The 17770-nt window shown below is 45.0% G+C and carries 17 protein-coding genes and 1 riboswitch; of the genes, 3 read left to right on the top strand and 14 right to left on the bottom strand.

Annotation, left to right across the window (positions count from 1 at the left end):
- Positions 1-107: 107 nt before the first annotated feature.
- Entirely contained in the window at positions 108-560 is a 453-nt protein-coding gene (gene yfbV / locus AB4263_RS06105; protein ID WP_017062168.1) for a terminus macrodomain insulation protein YfbV, read from the bottom strand.
- Between the two features lie 341 nt (positions 561-901).
- Here yfbV and AB4263_RS06110 point away from each other — a divergent pair, with 341 nt between their 5' ends.
- Entirely contained in the window at positions 902-2098 is a 1197-nt protein-coding gene (locus AB4263_RS06110) for an acetate kinase (protein ID WP_017062169.1), read from the top strand.
- A gap of 147 nt (positions 2099-2245) precedes the next feature.
- Entirely contained in the window at positions 2246-4411 is a 2166-nt protein-coding gene (gene pta, locus AB4263_RS06115; protein WP_372097881.1) for a phosphate acetyltransferase, read from the top strand.
- An 82-nt stretch (positions 4412-4493) separates the two neighbouring features.
- Here the strand turns inward: pta and AB4263_RS06120 are convergent, their stop codons facing one another.
- The 11 genes from AB4263_RS06120 to moaA form a co-directional block, all read right to left on the bottom strand.
- Positions 4494-5432, bottom strand: coding sequence for a glutathione S-transferase family protein (locus AB4263_RS06120; protein WP_102321139.1), 939 nt, complete (start codon positions 5430-5432; stop codon positions 4494-4496).
- 198 nt (positions 5433-5630) lie between these two features.
- On the bottom strand, positions 5631-6617 hold the full coding sequence (gene oppF / locus AB4263_RS06125) for a murein tripeptide/oligopeptide ABC transporter ATP binding protein OppF (protein WP_017062172.1): 987 nt from the start codon (positions 6615-6617) through the stop codon (positions 5631-5633).
- Positions 6614-7585, bottom strand: a complete 972-nt coding sequence (locus AB4263_RS06130) for an ABC transporter ATP-binding protein (RefSeq protein WP_012603544.1) — start codon at positions 7583-7585, stop codon at positions 6614-6616. The genes oppF and AB4263_RS06130 overlap by 4 nt, the downstream gene beginning before the upstream one ends.
- Before the next feature lie 42 nt (positions 7586-7627).
- On the bottom strand, positions 7628-8530 hold the full coding sequence (gene oppC / locus AB4263_RS06135) for an oligopeptide ABC transporter permease OppC (RefSeq protein ID WP_012603543.1): 903 nt from the start codon (positions 8528-8530) through the stop codon (positions 7628-7630).
- Positions 8531-8545: 15 nt separating this feature from the next.
- Positions 8546-9466: an oligopeptide ABC transporter permease OppB gene (oppB, locus tag AB4263_RS06140; protein WP_017062174.1), complete on the bottom strand. Its 921-nt coding sequence runs from the start codon at positions 9464-9466 to the stop codon at positions 8546-8548.
- A gap of 120 nt (positions 9467-9586) precedes the next feature.
- Complete coding sequence (locus tag AB4263_RS06145) at positions 9587-11248, bottom strand: ABC transporter substrate-binding protein (protein WP_372097883.1); 1662 nt, start codon at positions 11246-11248, stop codon at positions 9587-9589.
- A gap of 632 nt (positions 11249-11880) precedes the next feature.
- On the bottom strand, positions 11881-12336 hold the full coding sequence (moaE, locus tag AB4263_RS06150) for a molybdopterin synthase catalytic subunit MoaE (protein WP_102332513.1): 456 nt from the start codon (positions 12334-12336) through the stop codon (positions 11881-11883).
- A gap of 2 nt (positions 12337-12338) precedes the next feature.
- Positions 12339-12584, bottom strand: coding sequence for a molybdopterin synthase sulfur carrier subunit (moaD, locus tag AB4263_RS06155; protein ID WP_017063465.1), 246 nt, complete (start codon positions 12582-12584; stop codon positions 12339-12341).
- A complete protein-coding gene (gene moaC / locus AB4263_RS06160; protein WP_004734026.1) occupies positions 12581-13060 on the bottom strand; it encodes a cyclic pyranopterin monophosphate synthase MoaC in 480 nt (159 codons plus the stop codon). The genes moaD and moaC overlap by 4 nt, the downstream gene beginning before the upstream one ends.
- 12 nt (positions 13061-13072) lie before the next feature.
- The gene (gene moaB, locus AB4263_RS06165) at positions 13073-13585 is read right to left on the bottom strand and encodes a molybdenum cofactor biosynthesis protein B (RefSeq protein ID WP_004734027.1); all 513 of its coding nucleotides are present in this window, start codon (positions 13583-13585) and stop codon (positions 13073-13075) included.
- 86 nt (positions 13586-13671) lie between these two features.
- Positions 13672-14661: a GTP 3',8-cyclase MoaA gene (moaA, locus tag AB4263_RS06170; protein ID WP_009848642.1), complete on the bottom strand. Its 990-nt coding sequence runs from the start codon at positions 14659-14661 to the stop codon at positions 13672-13674.
- Positions 14650-14802, bottom strand: a riboswitch (molybdenum cofactor riboswitch). Its footprint overlaps the gene before it by 12 nt.
- 195 nt (positions 14803-14997) lie before the next feature.
- Here moaA and AB4263_RS06175 point away from each other — a divergent pair.
- Complete coding sequence (locus tag AB4263_RS06175; RefSeq protein ID WP_017062178.1) at positions 14998-15885, top strand: YvcK family protein; 888 nt, start codon at positions 14998-15000, stop codon at positions 15883-15885.
- Between the two features lie 74 nt (positions 15886-15959).
- Here the strand turns inward: AB4263_RS06175 and luxU are convergent, their stop codons facing one another.
- Positions 15960-16304, bottom strand: coding sequence for a quorum-sensing phosphorelay protein LuxU (gene luxU / locus AB4263_RS06180; protein WP_372097885.1), 345 nt, complete (start codon positions 16302-16304; stop codon positions 15960-15962).
- A 24-nt stretch (positions 16305-16328) separates the two neighbouring features.
- Positions 16329-17717, bottom strand: coding sequence for a quorum-sensing sigma-54 dependent transcriptional regulator LuxO (luxO, locus tag AB4263_RS06185; protein WP_004734031.1), 1389 nt, complete (start codon positions 17715-17717; stop codon positions 16329-16331).
- Between the last annotated feature and the right edge of the window lie 53 nt (positions 17718-17770).

Genomic DNA, 17770 nt, shown 5'->3' on the forward strand with positions numbered 1-17770 from the left:
GTAAGCTAAACGGAAAGTAAGCGAGGTAACAAAAAGAGGAGCAAATCTGAGAACAAGCTATAGAAGATGAATAGTTGTTCTCAGACAAGAGGGAGAGCTGGGATTCTTTAGAACCAACGCTCCATTGAGGATTTATCTAACTGACGAAAGGCACGATTTAAAATGATTGCCAATTCTTTATAGCGAGGGCGCGGCTTCATAGGCTCTAACGCAAAACCCGTTTCAGTGATCTTTTCATGCAGTTCGCGGTACCACGATACTAGCGCCGGCGGAAGTTGTGTATTTGAGCGATTGCCCAACCACCACATACCTTGTAGCGGCAAGCTGATCGCAAACAAAGCCATAACCACAGCCTGTGGCATCGCTTGGTAATTATTAAAGACCATTTGTGTAAGAACACTGATAGCGGCAATCGCAGGCATCACTTTCACGCCAAAACGGGTCGCTTTAATAATGCGTTGTTCTGGGAAGATCGCGTTTAACTCTTTTCGGACGGGCCAGAGATCCATGTACTTTTGGCCATCTTTTAAACTACTAGCTAAACCAACTCTATTGCTCATATGAGTCTCCCATTAAAAAAAAGTTGAAATCATCAACTAAAAACACAAAAATTTGACGAAAAATAATATTCTTTCAAATTTTTTTGTTATATTTGCACAATATCGCTATTATTTGCAGACCTCAATCTCATTGTTGCCCTTATTTACAATTTAAGCAACTTTGAGAAGACTTCTGCAAGGAATGCACAAGCCTCTTTTTGATAAAGAGCGCTTTCACTTTATACGGAAATTAACGTTTTTTTGACCAAGGTTAGTACGCAAGCCTATGTGCTTCGACTATTCTTGAGATTAATTTTCATCCTTAACTGATTTCGATCAGAAAAATAAACAGGTAGTCATTAATGTCTAAGCTAGTTTTAGTTTTAAACTGTGGTAGTTCTTCTCTTAAATTCGCTGTTGTTGATGCAGAAACAGGTGCAGAGCACCTAACTGGTCTTGCTGAGTGTCTAGGTCTTCCAGAAGCTCGTATGAAGTGGAAACTTGATGGCAAGCATGAAGCACAACTAGGCGCGGGCGCAGCTCACGTAGAAGCACTATCTTTCATGGTAGAAACTATTCTTGCTTCTAAGCCTGAGCTTAAAGCTAACCTTGGCGCTATCGGTCACCGTATCGTACACGGTGGCGAGCAGTTCACTTCTTCTGCACTTATCACTGATGAAGTTCTTAAGGGTATTCAAGACGCTGCGACTTTCGCACCTCTTCACAACCCTGCTCACCTTATCGGTATCGAAGCGGCTCAACAGAACTTCCCTGGTCTACAAAACGTTGCTGTTTTTGACACTGCGTTCCACCAAACAATGCCTTCTGAGTCTTACCTATACGCTCTACCGTACAACCTGTACAAAGAGCACGGCATCCGTCGTTACGGCATGCACGGTACTTCTCACCTATTCATCACTCGTGAAGTTGCAGGCCTACTAAACAAGCCAGTTGAAGAAGTTAACATCATCAACTGTCACCTAGGTAACGGCGCTTCTGTATGTGCAATCAAGAACGGTAAATCTGTAGACACCTCTATGGGTCTTACTCCTCTTGAAGGTCTTGTAATGGGTACTCGTTGTGGTGACCTAGACCCTGCAATCATCTTCCACCTACACGACGCACTTGGTTACTCTGTTGAAGAAATCAACAACATGCTAACTAAAGAGTCTGGTCTTGCTGGTCTAACTGAAGTGACTTCTGACTGTCGTTTCGTTGAAGACAACTACGGTGAGAAAGAAGAAGCAACTCGTGCAATGGACGTGTTCTGTCACCGTCTAGCTAAGTACGTAGCTGGTTACACTGCGACTCTAGAAGGTCGTCTAGACGCAATCACTTTCACTGGCGGCATCGGCGAAAACTCTGGCCCAATCCGTGAAATGGTTCTAAACCGCCTAGGCATCTTCGGCATCGAAGTTGACGGTGAAGCTAACCTTAAAGCTCGTTTCGGCGGCGAAGGTACTATCACTACAGCTAACAGCCGTATCCCTGCAATGGTTATCTCTACTAACGAAGAGCTAGTAATTGCTGAAGACACTGCGAAACTAGCAGGTCTTTAATTGATTTTCCTGACTAGCTTCACTCGAAGCTAGTCAGTTTTTCATATCAAGAAAATGGGGCTCAACTTCTATTCCTACCCCAATTTTAATATCGGTGGGAATAGCAGTTGAGCTTTTTTTATTTCCAATAGTTAAAGGTGTTCGTCAATGTCCCGTACTATTATGCTTATCCCTACAAGCGCTGGTGTTGGTCTTACTAGTGTTAGCATGGGTGTTCTTCGCGCTATGGAGCGTAAAGGCGTAAGTGTTTCTTTCTACAAGCCAATCGCTCAGCCTCGTAGCGGTGGTAACCAACCAGATCTAACGTCTACTATCATCAGCGCAAACAGCGACATTAAGATTGGTGAGCCAATCGCAATGACTAAAGCTGAAGCTTTGATCGGTAGTGAAAAAATGGACGAGCTTCTTGAGTCAGTTGTTGAGCAATACAACAAGATCAACAAAGACGCAGAAGTAACGCTAATCGAAGGTCTAGTACCTACTCGTAAGCACCCATTTGCTAACCAAGTGAACGCGGAAATCGCAAAAACACTTGGCGCGGAGATCGTATTCGTTGCGACTCCTGGTACTGACAACCCTACGCAGCTTAAAGAGCGTATCGAAGTAGCATGTTCTAACTTCGGCGGTACTAAGAACAAAAACATCAAAGGCGTAATCATCAACAAGCTTAACGCTCCTGTTGATGAAGCTGGCCGTACTCGCCCTGACCTATCTGAAATCTTTGATGATGCAGACAGCGCTCAGCAAGCGAACCTTGAAGTAATGCAAATCTTCAACTCTAGCCCTATCCGTGTTCTTGGCTGCGTGCCATGGAGCATCGATCTAATCGCAACTCGTGCGGTTGATATGGCTAAGCACCTTAACGCTGAAATCGTTAACGAAGGTGAAATCTCAACTCGTCGTATTAAGAGCATCACTTTCTGTGCACGTTCTCTACCGCACATGATTGAGCACTTCAAACCAGGCTCACTGCTAGTAACTTCTGCAGACCGTCCTGACGTTATCGTTGCTGCGGCTCTTGCTGCGAAAAACGGTGTTGAGATTGGCGCAATCCTGCTTACTGGCGGTTACGACATTCCAGAAAGCATTGCAAACCTTTGTGCACCAGCATTCGCTTCAGGTCTACCGATCTTCAAGGCTCAAGGTAACACTTGGCAGACATCTCTAAACCTACAGAGCTTCAACCTAGAAGTTCCTGCAGACGATAAAGAGCGTATCGAGTTCGTTAACGATCACGTTGCAAGCCACATTGATGGCCCTTGGATTGATTCTCTATCTGAAGGTACTCAAGGCATCCGTCGTCTAAGCCCACCAGCATTCCGTTACCAGCTAACTGAATTTGCTCGTAAAGCGGCTAAGCGCATCGTTCTTCCTGAAGGTGATGAGCCACGTACAGTTAAAGCTGCGGCTATCTGTGCTGAGCGCGGTATCGCAACGTGTGTACTTCTAGGTAACCCTGAAGAAATCCGTCGCGTTGCAGCGCAGCAAGGTGTTGAGCTTGGCGCTGGCGTTGAGATCATCGATTCTGCATCAGTTCGCGAAAACTACGTAGCTCGTCTAGTAGAACTTCGTGGCGCTAAAGGTATGACTGAAGTTGTTGCTCGTGAGAAGCTAGAAGATTCAGTATTCCTAGGTACTATGATGCTTGAAGCTGGCGAAGTTGACGGCCTAGTTTCTGGTGCTGTTCACACAACGGCGAACACTATCGTTCCTCCGTTCCAGATCATCAAGACTGCTCCTGATGCTTCTATCGTATCTTCGATCTTCTTCATGCTTCTGCCTGATCAAGTTCTTGTATACGGTGACTGTGCGATCAACCCAGATCCAACAGCTGAACAGCTTGCTGAAATCGCTATCCAATCTGCAGATTCTGCTGCGGCATTCGGTATCGACCCACGCGTTGCTATGATCTCTTACTCTACTGGTGAATCTGGTAAGGGTGCAGACGTAGATAAAGTACGTGAAGCAACGAAACTTGCTCAAGAGAAGCGTCCTGATCTAGTGATCGACGGTCCTCTACAGTACGATGCAGCAATCATGGAAAACGTAGCCGCTTCTAAAGCGCCTAACTCTCCAGTTGCAGGTAAAGCGACAGTATTCGTATTCCCAGACTTAAACACGGGTAACACGACTTACAAAGCTGTACAGCGTTCAGCAGATCTAGTATCTATCGGTCCAATGCTTCAAGGTATGCGCAAGCCAGTAAATGACTTGTCTCGTGGCGCTCTAGTAGACGATATCGTTTACACAGTAGCTCTAACGGCTATCCAAGCAGACCAAGCTGCGCAAACTGAAGAAAAAGTAGTTAACTAATTTTCTTTTTCAGAAAGCAAAAACCCTAGATGTTTATCTAGGGTTTTTTTACGCCTGAAGAAAAGCGGATTAATTAATGATTCTAACCACGTCCGTGAGGCGAATCTAAATCCAGATCAGGCCCTTTAGGCACCACTTGAGTCGGGTTGATGCCCGTATGGCTGTAATAGTAGTGGCGCTTGATGTGGTAGAAATCCGTCGTCTCTTTAATACCCTCTATTTGATAGAGCTCTTTTAGATAACCTTGGATATGTTTGTAATCCGCAATTCGTTGCTTGTTACACTTGAAGTGACCCACATACACAGCATCGAATCGAACCAAAGTCGTGAACAACCGCCAATCCGCTTCAGTAATCTGCTCTCCCGCTAAATAACGTTTCTCACTAAGATGCGCATCCACTTTATCTAACGCTTCAAATAACGCTTCATACGCCTCTTCGTAGGCTTCTTGTGTTGTCGCAAAGCCGGTTCGGTATACGCCGTTGTTGATGTTTGGGTAGATATAATCATTCCACTCATCAATCTTCTTGGACAACTCCCACGGGTAGTAATCATCGGTGTTGCCTGTTAACTCATTAAATTCTGAATTGAACATGCGGATGATTTCAGACGACTCGTTACTCACAATGGTGTTGGTTTTCTTATCCCACAACACAGGCACCGTTACTCTGCCCGAGTAATCCGGTTTGGCTTGAGTGTAAATTTGATGCATTCGGGTATGACCGAATAGAGGCTCAGGTAACCCCATTTGCCAACCTTCACTCATCATGTCTGGGCAAACAACCGTCACGTCAATGTGATCGGTTAGGTCTTTCAGCTCACGGAAGATAAGGGTTCGGTGCGCCCAAGGGCAAGCCAATGATACGTATAAGTGATAACGGCCGCTTTCAGGCTCAAACTGCGCGCCCGGTTTGTTCTCTATCCAGTGACGAAAGCCCGCATCTTCACGAACAAACTTACCACCGCTTTCTTTGGTGTCGTACCACACATCGTGCCAAACACCTTCAACTAACTTACCCATATCCAAACCTCTGTCATCGAAACTTTTCTCTAGTATAAAAAAAGCCAACTTTTTCAAAACTAGAAGAAGTTGGCTTAGTTGTTCGAATATTTTGATGAAGCTTGTTGAGCGAACCAATAAGCCTAAGACAAAAAAAGCGCGACTCTAATAACTAGTCGCGCTTAAGCCTGTCACAGGCTGAACCGTTTTAAATAGGCTCTAGACTTGTACGTGCAAGCAAGATACTGCGTGAACGTCATCGCCTTGAATCGTTGGCTTAGTTTGCGCACACGCCTCTGTTGCTTGTGGGCAACGAGTACGGAACACACAACCTGATGGCGGATTGATTGGCGATGGGAGATCACCTTCCAACATCTGAATGGTTTTGCTGCGCTCTAAGCGTGGGTCTGGAATTGGAACTGCAGACATCAACGCTTTGGTGTATGGGTGCTTAGGATCAGAGAACAATGCATCTGATTCACCAAGTTCTACCGCATTACCTAGGTACATCACCAATACGCGATCAGAGATGTGTTTAACAACCGACAAATCGTGCGCGATGAATACCAAAGACAAACCTAGCTCTTTTTGTAGCTCCTTCAGAAGGTTAACTACTTGAGCTTGGATAGATACATCCAGTGCAGAAACAGGTTCATCACAGATGATCATCTTAGGTTTCAAGATAAGCGCACGTGCAATACCAATACGCTGACACTGACCACCAGAGAATTCATGAGGGTAACGGTTGATTACGTTGGGTAGTAGACCAACCTTTGCCATCATCTCTTTAACTCTGTCCTTCACTTCTTGTTTAGAAAGTTCAGGGAAGAAAGTCTCTAGAGGCTCAGCAATAATATCGCCTACTGACATACGTGGGTTAAGCGATGCTAGCGGGTCTTGGAAGATCATCTGAATCTCTTTACGAGTCTCACGACGCTTCACTTCCTGCATCTTAGTTAGGTCTTGACCTAACCACATCACTTGACCTTCAGTCGCTTCAACCAAGCCGATAATCGCACGGGCAAAAGTCGACTTACCACAACCAGACTCACCTACTACACCCAGAGTCTCTCCTTCGTAAAGGTGAACATCAACACCATCAACCGCTTTAAGGTTTGATGGTTTTGCCCAAGGCCAAGCAGACTTAGCTGCAATGCTAAAGTGAACTTTCAGGTCTTTAATATCTAATAGTAATTCTTTACTCATTTTGTCCAAGTCTCCCAATCTGAAAAACAAGCACGCTGACGGTCTTTAGCAAATGGCTGCAAAATCGGTGCTTCTTGCTTACAACGGTCCATTACACGGTGACAACGGTCTTGGTAAGGACAACCTGTTGGTAGGCGAAGTAAGTTAGGTGGGTTACCTGGAATCGTCGGTAGAATTTCACCTTCGGTATCCAAACGAGGAATCGCTTTAAGCAGGCCTTCCGCATATGGGTGGCTTGGCTCGTAGAAGATTTCATCAACCGTGCCGTATTCCATTGTACGACCCGCGTACATCACAAGTACTTTGTCACATGAGCCAGCAACAACACCCAAGTCATGGGTGATCATGATGATTGCCGTATTGAACTCATCTTTAAGTTCGTTCAGCAATTCCATGATTTGCGCTTGAATGGTTACATCCAGTGCCGTTGTTGGTTCATCAGCGATAAGCAATTTAGGACGACACAGCAGTGCCATTGCGATCATCACACGCTGACGCATACCGCCCGAAAATTCGTGCGGATACATGGTAATACGTTTACGAGCTTCAGGAATTTTCACCGCTTCAAGCATGCGTACTGATTCTTCAAACGCTTCTGCTTTACCCATGCCTTTATGCAGCATAAGTACTTCCATCAGCTGATCACTTACTTTCATGTAAGGGTTCAGTGAGGTCATTGGATCTTGGAAGATCATCGCGATTTGTTCAGCACGAACCTTGTTCAGTGCTTTTTCAGGCAGGTTGAGAATTTCATTACCTTCAAACTTTGCACTGCCTGAGATGATGCCGTTCTTAGCCAGCAGCCCCATCAGTGCAAATACCGTTTGTGATTTACCTGAACCCGACTCACCAACAATACCTAGCGTTTCGCCTTGGTTAAGTGAGAAGTTCAAGTCGTTTACTGCGGTTACGATACCATCTTGCGTGGTAAATTCGACGCGCAGATCTTTGACATCTAATAAGCTCATTATTGCTTCCTTAATCTTTTATAGCTTTTAATTGCTATTTCGTTATCTGTCTTTTGGATCAAGCGCGTCGCGCAGACCATCACCTACGTAGTTAAAGCAGAACAGCGTAACTACCATGAATGCCGCAGGGAATGTCAATTGCCAGATTGCAACTTCCATTGTTTGCGAACCTTCTTGAAGCAATGCGCCCCAGCTTGTCATAGGCTCTTGAACACCAAGACCAAGGAAAGATAAGAATGATTCTGTAAGGATCATGCTTGGAATAAGCAGCGTAGAATAAACCGCTACGATACCCAGTACGTTCGGTACGATGTGACGTGTAATGATCTTCCATTTGCTTACACCACATACGTGTGCAGCTTCAATGAACTCTTTACTACGTAGGCTCAACGTTTGACCACGTACAATACGCGCCATATCTAGCCAAGCAATCGCACCAATAGCAACGAAGATTAGGACGATGTTACGACCAAAGAACGTTACCAGTACGATTACTAGGAACATGAATGGTACTGCGTACAAGATCTCTAGGATACGCATCATCACTCGGTCAGTACGACCGCCGATGAAGCCTGAAGCTGCACCGTAAAGCGTACCAATCAGTACCGCTACGAAGGCACCCATCACACCAACCATCAATGAGATGCGGCCACCGACAAGAGTACGAACGTACAAATCACGACCTAAGCTATCTGTACCAAACCAGTGATCCGCATTCGGACCAACGTGCATTGCGTACCAGTCAGTATCATCATAAGTGTACTGAGCCAGCATTGGTAAGAAGATAACTGCCAGTACCATAAGCGTAAGAATGCACAGGCTCACCATCGCAGCTTTGTTTCGCATGAAACGAATGCGCGCGTCCTGCCACAAACTACGACCTTCAATCTCTAAGCTCTCAGAGAACTTTTCGATCGCTTCTAAATTTTCTTTTTTCTTCAACATAACCATGCGTCCCTGTTAGTAGCGAATTTTCGGGTCAATTAGCGCTAGCAAAATATCAACGATTGCGTTGAACAAGATGAATAGGAAACCAATCAAGATGGTTACACCCATTACTAGCGAGTAGTCACGGTTAAACGCGGCGTTAACAAACAGCTTGCCGATACCTGGTAGGCCGAAGATGGTTTCAACAACAACAGAACCTGTAATGATACCTACAAACGCAGGTCCCATGTAAGAAACAACAGGCAGCATTGCTGGCTTAAGTGCATGTTTTAGAATGATATAACGGTAGCTTAGGCCTTTTGCACGAGCAGTTCGGATAAAGTTACTGTTTAGCGTTTCAATCATGCTACCGCGAGTAATACGAGCAAAGGTTGCTACGTATAGAAGAGACATCGCGATAACAGGCAGCACGATGTACATGAATGTACCGCCATGCCAACCACCTGCTGGGAATATGTTCCAGTGCAGGGAGAAAAGGTAAATAAGCGCCGGTGCCAACACGAAGGATGGCATCACCACCCCGAGCATGGCGGTCGACATTATGGTGTAGTCGACCCAGGTATTGTGCTTCAAGGCGGCAATGGTTCCGACCGTTACCCCCATCAATAATGTGAAGATAAAAGCAACGAAACCTACCTTCGCAGATACTGGAAGTGCAACCGCGATCAGCTCATTTACTGTGTAATCTTGGTATTTAAAAGAGGGACCGAAGTCACCTTGTAAGATATTTGTCAAATACGTGGTGTATTGTTCAAACACTGGTTTATCTAAGCCGTATTTAGCTTCGATGTTAGCCATAACTTCTGGCGGTAATGGACGCTCGCTTGAAAACGGGTTACCCGGTGCGAAACGCATGAGAAAGAAAGATATAGTGATCAACACCAACATGGTTGGAATCGCTTCAAATATCCTTTTCATAATGAATTTAAGCATAAACTCACTCTTTCAGTCTGTGACAATTAAAATTAGAAAGACGCTACATGCGCGCCCTGCGCATGTAGTGCCTGTATCGTTATAGTTATAGTTATATTAACTTTTTAGAATCGAAGCTTATTATTGAGCTTTGATGTATAGGTCTTTCGAGAAGATCTTGTCTTCCGCGTTGTTGATTGGGAAACCACCAACATGCGGGTTAAGTAGACGAGATTTCACGTATTGGTAGATAGGAGCAATTGGCATGTCGTTTGCCATTAGCGCCTCAGCTTCTAGGTAAAGTGCTTTGCGCTCTTCTTCTGAAGTTGAGTTAAGTGCTTTATCGATGATCTTATCGTAAGCCGCGCTGTCGTAGTGAACACCACCGGTAGTGTTGTTACTCTTCATTAGCGTCAGGAACGAAGACGCTTCGTTGTAGTCACCACACCAACCAGCACGTGCTACTTCGAAGTCACCAGAATCTTTAGAAGATAGGTACGTTTTCCACTCTTGGTTCTCAAGTGTTACAGAAAGACCCAGTGTTTTCTTCCACATCGAACCTAGCGCTACAGCAATCTTCTTGTGGTTCTCTGAAGTGTTGTAAAGTAGGTTGAATTTAAGTGGGTTATCTTTACCGTAACCTGCTTCTTCAAGAAGGCGTGCTGCTTCTGCGTTACGCTCTTTTTGAGACATCTTGCCGTAAGCAGGTAGCTCAGGGTTGAAGCCAGCAGTGATTTCAGGTGTTAGGAAGTACGCAGGTTTTTGACCTTGCGCTAGGATTGCGTCAGTTACGATATCACGGTCGATTGCATAAGAGATTGCTTTACGAACACGAACATCATCAAACGGTGCTTTCTTCGTGTTGAAGATGTAGTAGTAAGTACATAGGTTACCCGCTACAGATACATCTTCAGCGTGCTCTTTTTGAAGGCGCTTGAAGTGCTCAGTTGGAAGTTCGTTTGTGAAGTCGATTTCACCAGATAGGAAGCGGTTCATTTCCGCTACTTGGTTTTCGATTGGTAGGAACGTTACTTTATTAAGAACTGTTTTATCATTATCCCAGTACTGCTCGTTACGCTTAAGTACTAGACGCTCGTTAACAACCCAATGATCAACAGAGAATGCGCCGTTGCCAACAAAGTACTCTGGCTTAGTCCACTGGTCACCGTATTTTTCAACAGTTGTCTGGTGTACTGGCTTCATTGTTGTGTGGCCCATCATCATTACGAAATATGGTACCGCTGTTTCTAATTCAACAACTAGAGTGTTCGCATCCACTGCTTTAACGCCTAGTTCACTCTTATCTTTCTTACCCGCTACGATGTCTTTCGCATTCGCCATCTTGGTGTATTCCATGTACCAAGCGTATGGAGAAGCCGTTGCAGGATCTACTGCACGTTGCCAGCTGTATACGAAATCTTGAGCTGTTACAGGATCGCCGTTAGACCATTTTGCGTCTTTGCGTAGGTGGAAAGTGAATGTTTTGTTGTCTGTCGTTTCCCAGCTTTCCGCAACACCAGGGATAGTATTGCCGTCGCCGTCTTGGTTCACTAGACCTTCTAGAAGATCACGAATTACGTGAGACTCTGGTACACCTTGTGACTTATGAGGGTCAATTGTTGCTACTTCAGTACCGTTACCACGAACTAACTCTTGCACGTCTGCATATTTGATTTCTGTAGATTGAGGCTCAGCTTTGGGTTGAACGGCTTGTTTTTCCTCTGGCTTGTCGCCACAACCAGTTAGAGCAAGAGATAGTCCTGCACCCGCAAGAAGGGTACGTGTGATTTTATTCTTGTACATTAAATAAACTCCAAGTTTTATGTATTGCATCCATGACTTCTTTGCTTGGTTCACTGAACGGCAGTGATTTAGGTTTATTTAGCTAAAAAATTAAGCATAAAAACCTAAAACCATACAAAGATTGAGGCACACACTATCAACCATTGAAGTAATTTGCCATAAACAAGTCGCAAAAAATCGGATAATTCTCCGAAATACTCAAGGAATCAGTGTAAGTATCTAATAAATCCCCAATCGATAGTGAGTTACGTAGAGGGGCTCATTAAAAAACAGCCTTTAGTGTTGATGTATCTGTGTTGATACTTTTTTTTAGCATCTTATGCTAGGGCACTGAGCGCAAATTAACATTAATGCCACATGAAATCTAATTGCACATCACATATCACCTAAACAGACTACACTATTTGTGAGGGTTATCACTTTATACAAAACAGCATAATGCGCTGCACCAAAACAGATTTAGAAATGCACCAAGACAGGCAAAATCACGTACCGAATTTATATGCAACTTGAATGATTAACCATTTATTAATACACCACTTATTTATAAATAGCTTTGTAGCACGTACAAAAAAACCGACTTTAATAGTCGGCTTTTAATATTCGTTCTGAAGGTGAGTAACCTTGGGTGATTATTTTTCCCAACGCTCTGCAGCTTTCGCGTCTGAGTCTCGAGAGTCAACCCAACGAGTTGCTTCAGTGGTGCGTTCCTTCTTCCAAAACGGCGCTTTGGTTTTTAGGAAATCCATCACAAACTCACACGCTTCAAAGGCCGCACCGCGGTGTGCACTGGATACACCAACGTAAACAATCTGGTCACCGATATCTAGGTCACCAACACGATGGATAACTCGCATCTTTTGGATTGGCCAGCGTGCCTCAGCTTGATCACAGATCTCGCTCAGTGATTTTTCTGTCATACCCGGATAGTGCTCCAGAGACAAACCAATCACATTGTCGCCAAGGTTCATGTCGCGAACTTTACCAACGAACGTCACAATCGCTCCGGCAGCTGTACCTTGAGCCAAGTAGTCGTATTCGTCGCCTACCGAGAAGTCCTCAGCTGTCACTAATACTCTTGGATCCATGCTTAGCCTCCAGTCACTGGTGGGAAGAAAGCCACTTCGTCGCCGTCTTTCACTTCAGCTGTCAGAGGTACGATTGATTGGTTAAGTGCAGCCAGAAGCTTCCCCTCTTCCAATGCGATATCCCATTTGCCTTCTTGTGTCACAAGATGACTACGAATCGCTTCAATCGTCTTAAATTGTGCATCAACTTCAACGCTGTCCACACCAACAAGTTCACGAGTTTGAGCAAAGAAAAGTACTGTAATCATGACTCCACCTTAAAGTGACCAGATTTACCACCTGTCTTCTCTAGCAGGCGCACGTTTTCGATAACAATGTCTTTCTGAACAGCTTTACACATATCGTAAATCGTTAACGCAGCCACAGAAGCAGCCGTTAGCGCTTCCATCTCTACGCCCGTCTTACCCGCAAGCTTACAAACAGATTCGATGCGAACCTTGTTTTCAGACTCGATAGCTTCAAGCTGCACTTCTACTTTAGTTAATAGCAGAGGGTGACACAGGGGAATCAGATCCCACGTCTTCTTCGCCGCTTGAATACCCGCAATACGTGCCGTTGCGAAAACATCACCTTTATGGTGGCTACCAGAGACAATCAGCTCTAGCGTTTCTGCCGACATTTGAACGAAGGCTTCCGCTCTCGCTTCACGTACTGTTTCCGCTTTAGCCGATACATCGACCATGTTTGCTTCGCCAGACGCGTTAATGTGTGTAAATTGGCTCATACTCAAACCGCCTTATACAGAAAGGTGTGGCATGAAGTTACAAGGACGGTGGCTAGCATCCATCTGTTGCTTGATGATCTTAGTCCAACCGGTGCGGCAAGCGCCTGTAGAACCTGGCATCGCAAAGATAACCGTGTGGTTAGCAAAACCCGCAATCGCACGAGATTGAATTGTCGAAGTACCGATCTCTTCGTAAGATACTTGACGGAATAGCTCACCAAAGCCTTCTACTTCTTTGTCGAACAGTGGCTTAAGCGCTTCAGGCGTGCTGTCACGAGAAGTGAAACCAGTACCACCCGTGATCATGATAGCTTGTACGCTTTCATCAGCGATCCATTTAGATACGATCGCACGGATCTTGTACATGTCATCAATAACGATTTGCTTATCAACCACGTTGTGACCCGCTTCTTTAGCATGCTCTGCTAGGTAACCGCCTGAAGTGTCGTTTTCTTCTGTACGAGTATCTGAAACCGTTAGTACTGCGATGTTTGCTGCTTGGAATTTGCTTTCTGCGTGACCCATTTGTTCACCTATATAAATTTTTCATTAGACTGATTCGCCCAGCCTGAAGAAGCTGAGCGATAAAATGCTTTAGAGTGTGTAGCGGGTTAACCGCCGATTGACGCCAAGTTTGGAGTCATGCCGCTGTTGCCATCGTGTAAGAAGTGGCTAACGGACTTGGTTTGAAGCTGAGCCTGAATTCGATCAATGAGTTCTTGCTCTTGTTGATCTTCTTGAATCAGATCTCTCAGTTCAACACCATGGTCGCCAAACAGACATAAGTGAAGTTTACCGGTCGCAGAAACGCGCAGTCGGTTACAACTCTCACAAAAGTCTTTCTCGTAAGGCATGATCAAACCGATTTCACCCTTGTAGTCTGGGTGGACAAACACTTGCGCCGGGCCATCGTTAACGGCTTTGACTTTTAACAGCCAACCATTAGCAATAAGCTGGTTGCGAATCGCAACGCCAGACACATGATGTTTATCGAACAACTCGTCCATCTCGCCGGTTTTCATCAGCTCGATAAAACGTAATTGAATAGGTTTGTCTTTGATCCAATTAAGGAAGGCTGGTAATTCCTGACTATTGAGGTCTTTCATTAATACGACGTTGACTTTGACTTGTTCAAAGCCAACCTCAAACGCTTTATCAATGCCTCGCATAACCTCAGTAAACTTATTCTCACCAGTGATCTGATGGAACATGCGCGAATCTAAACTATCCACGCTCACGTTTATATGGGTTAAACCAGCATCACGCCATTGCCCTACTTGTTTCTCCATGCGGTAGCCATTCGTTGTGGTGGCTACTTTTTCGATGCCTGGAGTAGAAGCAACGGTATGTATGATTTCAGGAAAGTCTTTACGCAGACTCGGCTCTCCGCCTGTAATGCGGATCTTTGAGGTACCACAATCTGCAAACGCTTTAACAACGCGTTTGATCTCGGGAACACTTAAAAAAGACGAGTTTTTTTGCCCTGACGGTTTGTAACCATCTGGCAAGCAGTAAGTACATTTAAAGTTACAGACGTCTGTAACCGACAAGCGCAAGTAATAAAACTTGCGATGGAATCTATCTTCGAATTGTTGCGCCACGGAACACCTTTCCAAACACGGGAGGCATAATCATTTCCAATTAAGCCCTTGTGACAACATGTCACTGGCTCTTGATGCGTATCGGTACAGCAAATACCACTGTGCGACTTAGCATGCGAGAGCTCGGAGTTATGGCAACTGAGCGTTATATTCACACGCGCAGTAGCTGAGTAATAAAATACTTAATATTTGTACGTGAATCTAGCTCTGATGGTAAAAAACGGGTCACATCGGCAAAAAAAAACGTATCAAACGCTCAAAATAACTCTTGTTGAGTATATAGCGAGAAGCATTTAACCTAAATTATAGTTGGTAATAACCTAACAAGAACAATAAATGAATATTTACTCTTCAAAGAAAGTCGTAGCAATCGGCGGTGGCCATGGCTTAGGTCGCATGTTAGCTGCATTAAAAGACTTTGGTAACAACGCAACTGGCATTGTTGCAACGACAGATAACGGCGGTTCCACCGGACGTATTAGAGATTGCCAAGGTGGCATCGCATGGGGAGATACACGCAACTGTATCAACCAATTAATCACAGAGCCTTCAATCAGTTCGATGATGTTCGAATACCGCTTTCGTGGTCAAGGTGAGCTAGACGGTCATAACTTGGGTAACCTAATGCTGACGGCGTTAGACAACCTTTCCGTTCGCCCATTGGAAGCAATTAACCTGATTCGAAATATGCTCAAGGTCGATGTCAATATCGTGCCGATGACTGAGCATCCTTCAGACCTCACGGCTCTATCAATGGACGGCCGCTGGGTTACCGGCGAAACCAACGTTGATGACATGACGGAAAAGCTGCGCATGATGGACTTGTCTCCAGAAGTGCCAGCAACCAAAGAAGCCGTTGCTGCCGTTGAGCAAGCAGACTGCATTGTCCTTGGCCCTGGAAGCTTTTTAACCAGTGTGATGCCCCCTCTTCTCCTTCCAGAGATTGGCAAAGCAATCTCTGAGAACACCAAGGCAAAAGTTATCTTCGTTGAAAACCTTTCACCAGAGCACGGTCCCGCAGGGAAAATGACGCTTCAAGAGCAATTGGAGTGGTGTGAACGTACCTGTAAGGCAAGGAAAATAGACATCGTGTTAGGCAATGAACCTCACCCGGAACTAGAAGTGCAATGGAATTGTGTGACCACAGATCTTGCATCGGCAAACCGAGATTGGCGACACGACCGTGTGAAGCTTCAACAAGCCATTGAAGCCCAGTTGGCGTAGCCATAGGTTCAAGCGACAAACAACAAAAAAGGAGCATGATGCTCCTTTTTTAATCTCAGTAATAACTCGTTGTTTTAAAGGTCCGTCATCAACTGCTGATATTCAGTGTACGTCGATAACAGGAGGTCTTGCATATCTTGAAAATCAATCTCGGTTACAGGCAACGCTTGCTTCACTTTTGCGTCTAAGCTAATCGCAAAACTACACAAAGAATCCGCACCAAAGCTTGCTGCGCTGCTCTTAAGCGCATGACTGATATCAGCCAAGTACTTAGAGGTATCCGACTCTTTATTTATCTCTAGGTGTTCGTGGTAGCCTTTCAACTCACCTAAAAAGATTTCCAGTAAAACCGGGACATTCTCTTGGCCTATTTCGCCGGCAAGCTCATCAACTTTTTGCTGATTTAATACTTTCGTCATTATTATTTTCTTATTGTTTGTTGATTACTGCTTCGCATTCCACGTTTGCAACTTACGGTATATCGTCGATGGACTGACATCTAAGAAACCTGCCGCACGAGGGATGTTGCCATCACACGCTTTAATGGCCTGCTCGATAGCCGTTTTCTCAGTGATCCACAATGGGAAAATATCTTTTACCGTGATGTCTTCATTCTGCTTCTCTTTCAATCGCAGACTGTTTTCAATCGGTTGGTTCAACGGTGGTGGAAGCATGTTGAGAGTAATCTCTTTGCCGTTATTCAAAACCACCACGTTCCGCAACACGTTTTGTAGCTGACGAACGTTACCCGGCCACTCATATTGATTAAAGCGATCAAGTACTTCCTGAGCAAAACGTACAAACGCCTTCCCCTCCTCGACCGACATATAGCCTAGCAGAGAATACGCGATCTCGATGACATCTTCACCACGCTCACGCAATGGCGGCAAGTGCAATGGAATCACGTATAAACGATAGTATAAATCTTCTCTAAAGCGACCTTCTTGTACTTCTTTCCAAGGGTCACGGTTGGTCGCACACACAAAACGAACGTCGACACTCTTCATCTTCGAAGAGCCGACTTTTTGGAAAGTACCGGTTTGGATAAAGCGCAGCAGCTTGGTTTGCAGCTCTAAGTCCATTTCGCACAGTTCATCAAGGAACAGTGTCCCACCATCAGCAAGCTCAGCAGCACCTTGGCGATCGGTCGCCGCACCGGTAAAGGCACCTTTAACGTGGCCAAACAGCTCACTTTCAATCAGGTCTTTAGGGATAGCGGCACAGTTAATCGCGATGAACGGCTTATCGCCACGCTTACTCGCCGCATGAATGGCTTCTGCACATACCTCTTTACCGGTACCACTTTCACCAGTAATGAAAATGCTCGCCTTACTCGATGCAGCAGAATCGATAGTTCGGTAAACCTGCTGCATGGTTTGGCTGCTGCCGATAAAACCTTGGTAGTTCTGGTTTCCCGGGTGTTCCGAGCTATTTTTAAGCTTGGTGGCTTTGCGGATCGCATTATTCACCGTAATACGGAGTCGGTCGGCTTCACACGGTTTGATAAGGAAATCTTGAGAGCCATGACGCATCGCTTCTACAGCGGTATCGATAGAGCCGTGAGCCGTCATGAAGATAACTGGAACTTCAGGGTATTTTTGTTTTACAGCAAATAGTACGTCCATACCCGTCATATCAGGCAGACGTAGATCTAATAAAATAAGGTCTGGGATTCGATGATTCAAACTCTCGATTGCATCGCGGCCAGTGCCGACAATGTTGATATCAATTTCGAGCGGTGTAAGATACGAGCGATATAAAGCTGCTACCGAAGCGGTATCCTCTACCATCAACAAATACTTCGATTTGTTATCTAGCGTTTTTGATTGCATATCCTAGCCATTTATAATTTGCATTTCTTATTATAGTCGCATTCCGCCTTGCA

This window comes from Vibrio sp. 10N.261.55.C5, assembly GCF_041470505.1.
Classification (GTDB): domain Bacteria; phylum Pseudomonadota; class Gammaproteobacteria; order Enterobacterales; family Vibrionaceae; genus Vibrio; species Vibrio crassostreae_C.

What these genes read in the sequence shown, in the direction of transcription:
- yfbV (WP_017062168.1), bottom strand. Translation starts at nt 560, where the DNA reads ATGAGCAATAGAGTTGGTTTAGCTAGTAGTTTAAAAGATGGCCAAAAG.
- AB4263_RS06110 (WP_017062169.1), top strand. Translation starts at nt 902, where the DNA reads ATGTCTAAGCTAGTTTTAGTTTTAAACTGTGGTAGTTCTTCTCTTAAA.
- pta (WP_372097881.1), top strand. Translation starts at nt 2,246, where the DNA reads ATGTCCCGTACTATTATGCTTATCCCTACAAGCGCTGGTGTTGGTCTT.
- AB4263_RS06120 (WP_102321139.1), bottom strand. Translation starts at nt 5,432, where the DNA reads ATGGGTAAGTTAGTTGAAGGTGTTTGGCACGATGTGTGGTACGACACC.
- oppF (WP_017062172.1), bottom strand. Translation starts at nt 6,617, where the DNA reads ATGAGTAAAGAATTACTATTAGATATTAAAGACCTGAAAGTTCACTTT.
- AB4263_RS06130 (WP_012603544.1), bottom strand. Translation starts at nt 7,585, where the DNA reads ATGAGCTTATTAGATGTCAAAGATCTGCGCGTCGAATTTACCACGCAA.
- oppC (WP_012603543.1), bottom strand. Translation starts at nt 8,530, where the DNA reads ATGTTGAAGAAAAAAGAAAATTTAGAAGCGATCGAAAAGTTCTCTGAG.
- oppB (WP_017062174.1), bottom strand. Translation starts at nt 9,466, where the DNA reads ATGCTTAAATTCATTATGAAAAGGATATTTGAAGCGATTCCAACCATG.
- AB4263_RS06145 (WP_372097883.1), bottom strand. Translation starts at nt 11,248, where the DNA reads ATGTACAAGAATAAAATCACACGTACCCTTCTTGCGGGTGCAGGACTA.
- moaE (WP_102332513.1), bottom strand. Translation starts at nt 12,336, where the DNA reads ATGGATCCAAGAGTATTAGTGACAGCTGAGGACTTCTCGGTAGGCGAC.
- moaD (WP_017063465.1), bottom strand. Translation starts at nt 12,584, where the DNA reads ATGATTACAGTACTTTTCTTTGCTCAAACTCGTGAACTTGTTGGTGTG.
- moaC (WP_004734026.1), bottom strand. Translation starts at nt 13,060, where the DNA reads ATGAGCCAATTTACACACATTAACGCGTCTGGCGAAGCAAACATGGTC.
- moaB (WP_004734027.1), bottom strand. Translation starts at nt 13,585, where the DNA reads ATGGGTCACGCAGAAAGCAAATTCCAAGCAGCAAACATCGCAGTACTA.
- AB4263_RS06175 (WP_017062178.1), top strand. Translation starts at nt 14,998, where the DNA reads ATGAATATTTACTCTTCAAAGAAAGTCGTAGCAATCGGCGGTGGCCAT.
- luxU (WP_372097885.1), bottom strand. Translation starts at nt 16,304, where the DNA reads ATGACGAAAGTATTAAATCAGCAAAAAGTTGATGAGCTTGCCGGCGAA.
- luxO (WP_004734031.1), bottom strand. Translation starts at nt 17,717, where the DNA reads ATGCAATCAAAAACGCTAGATAACAAATCGAAGTATTTGTTGATGGTA.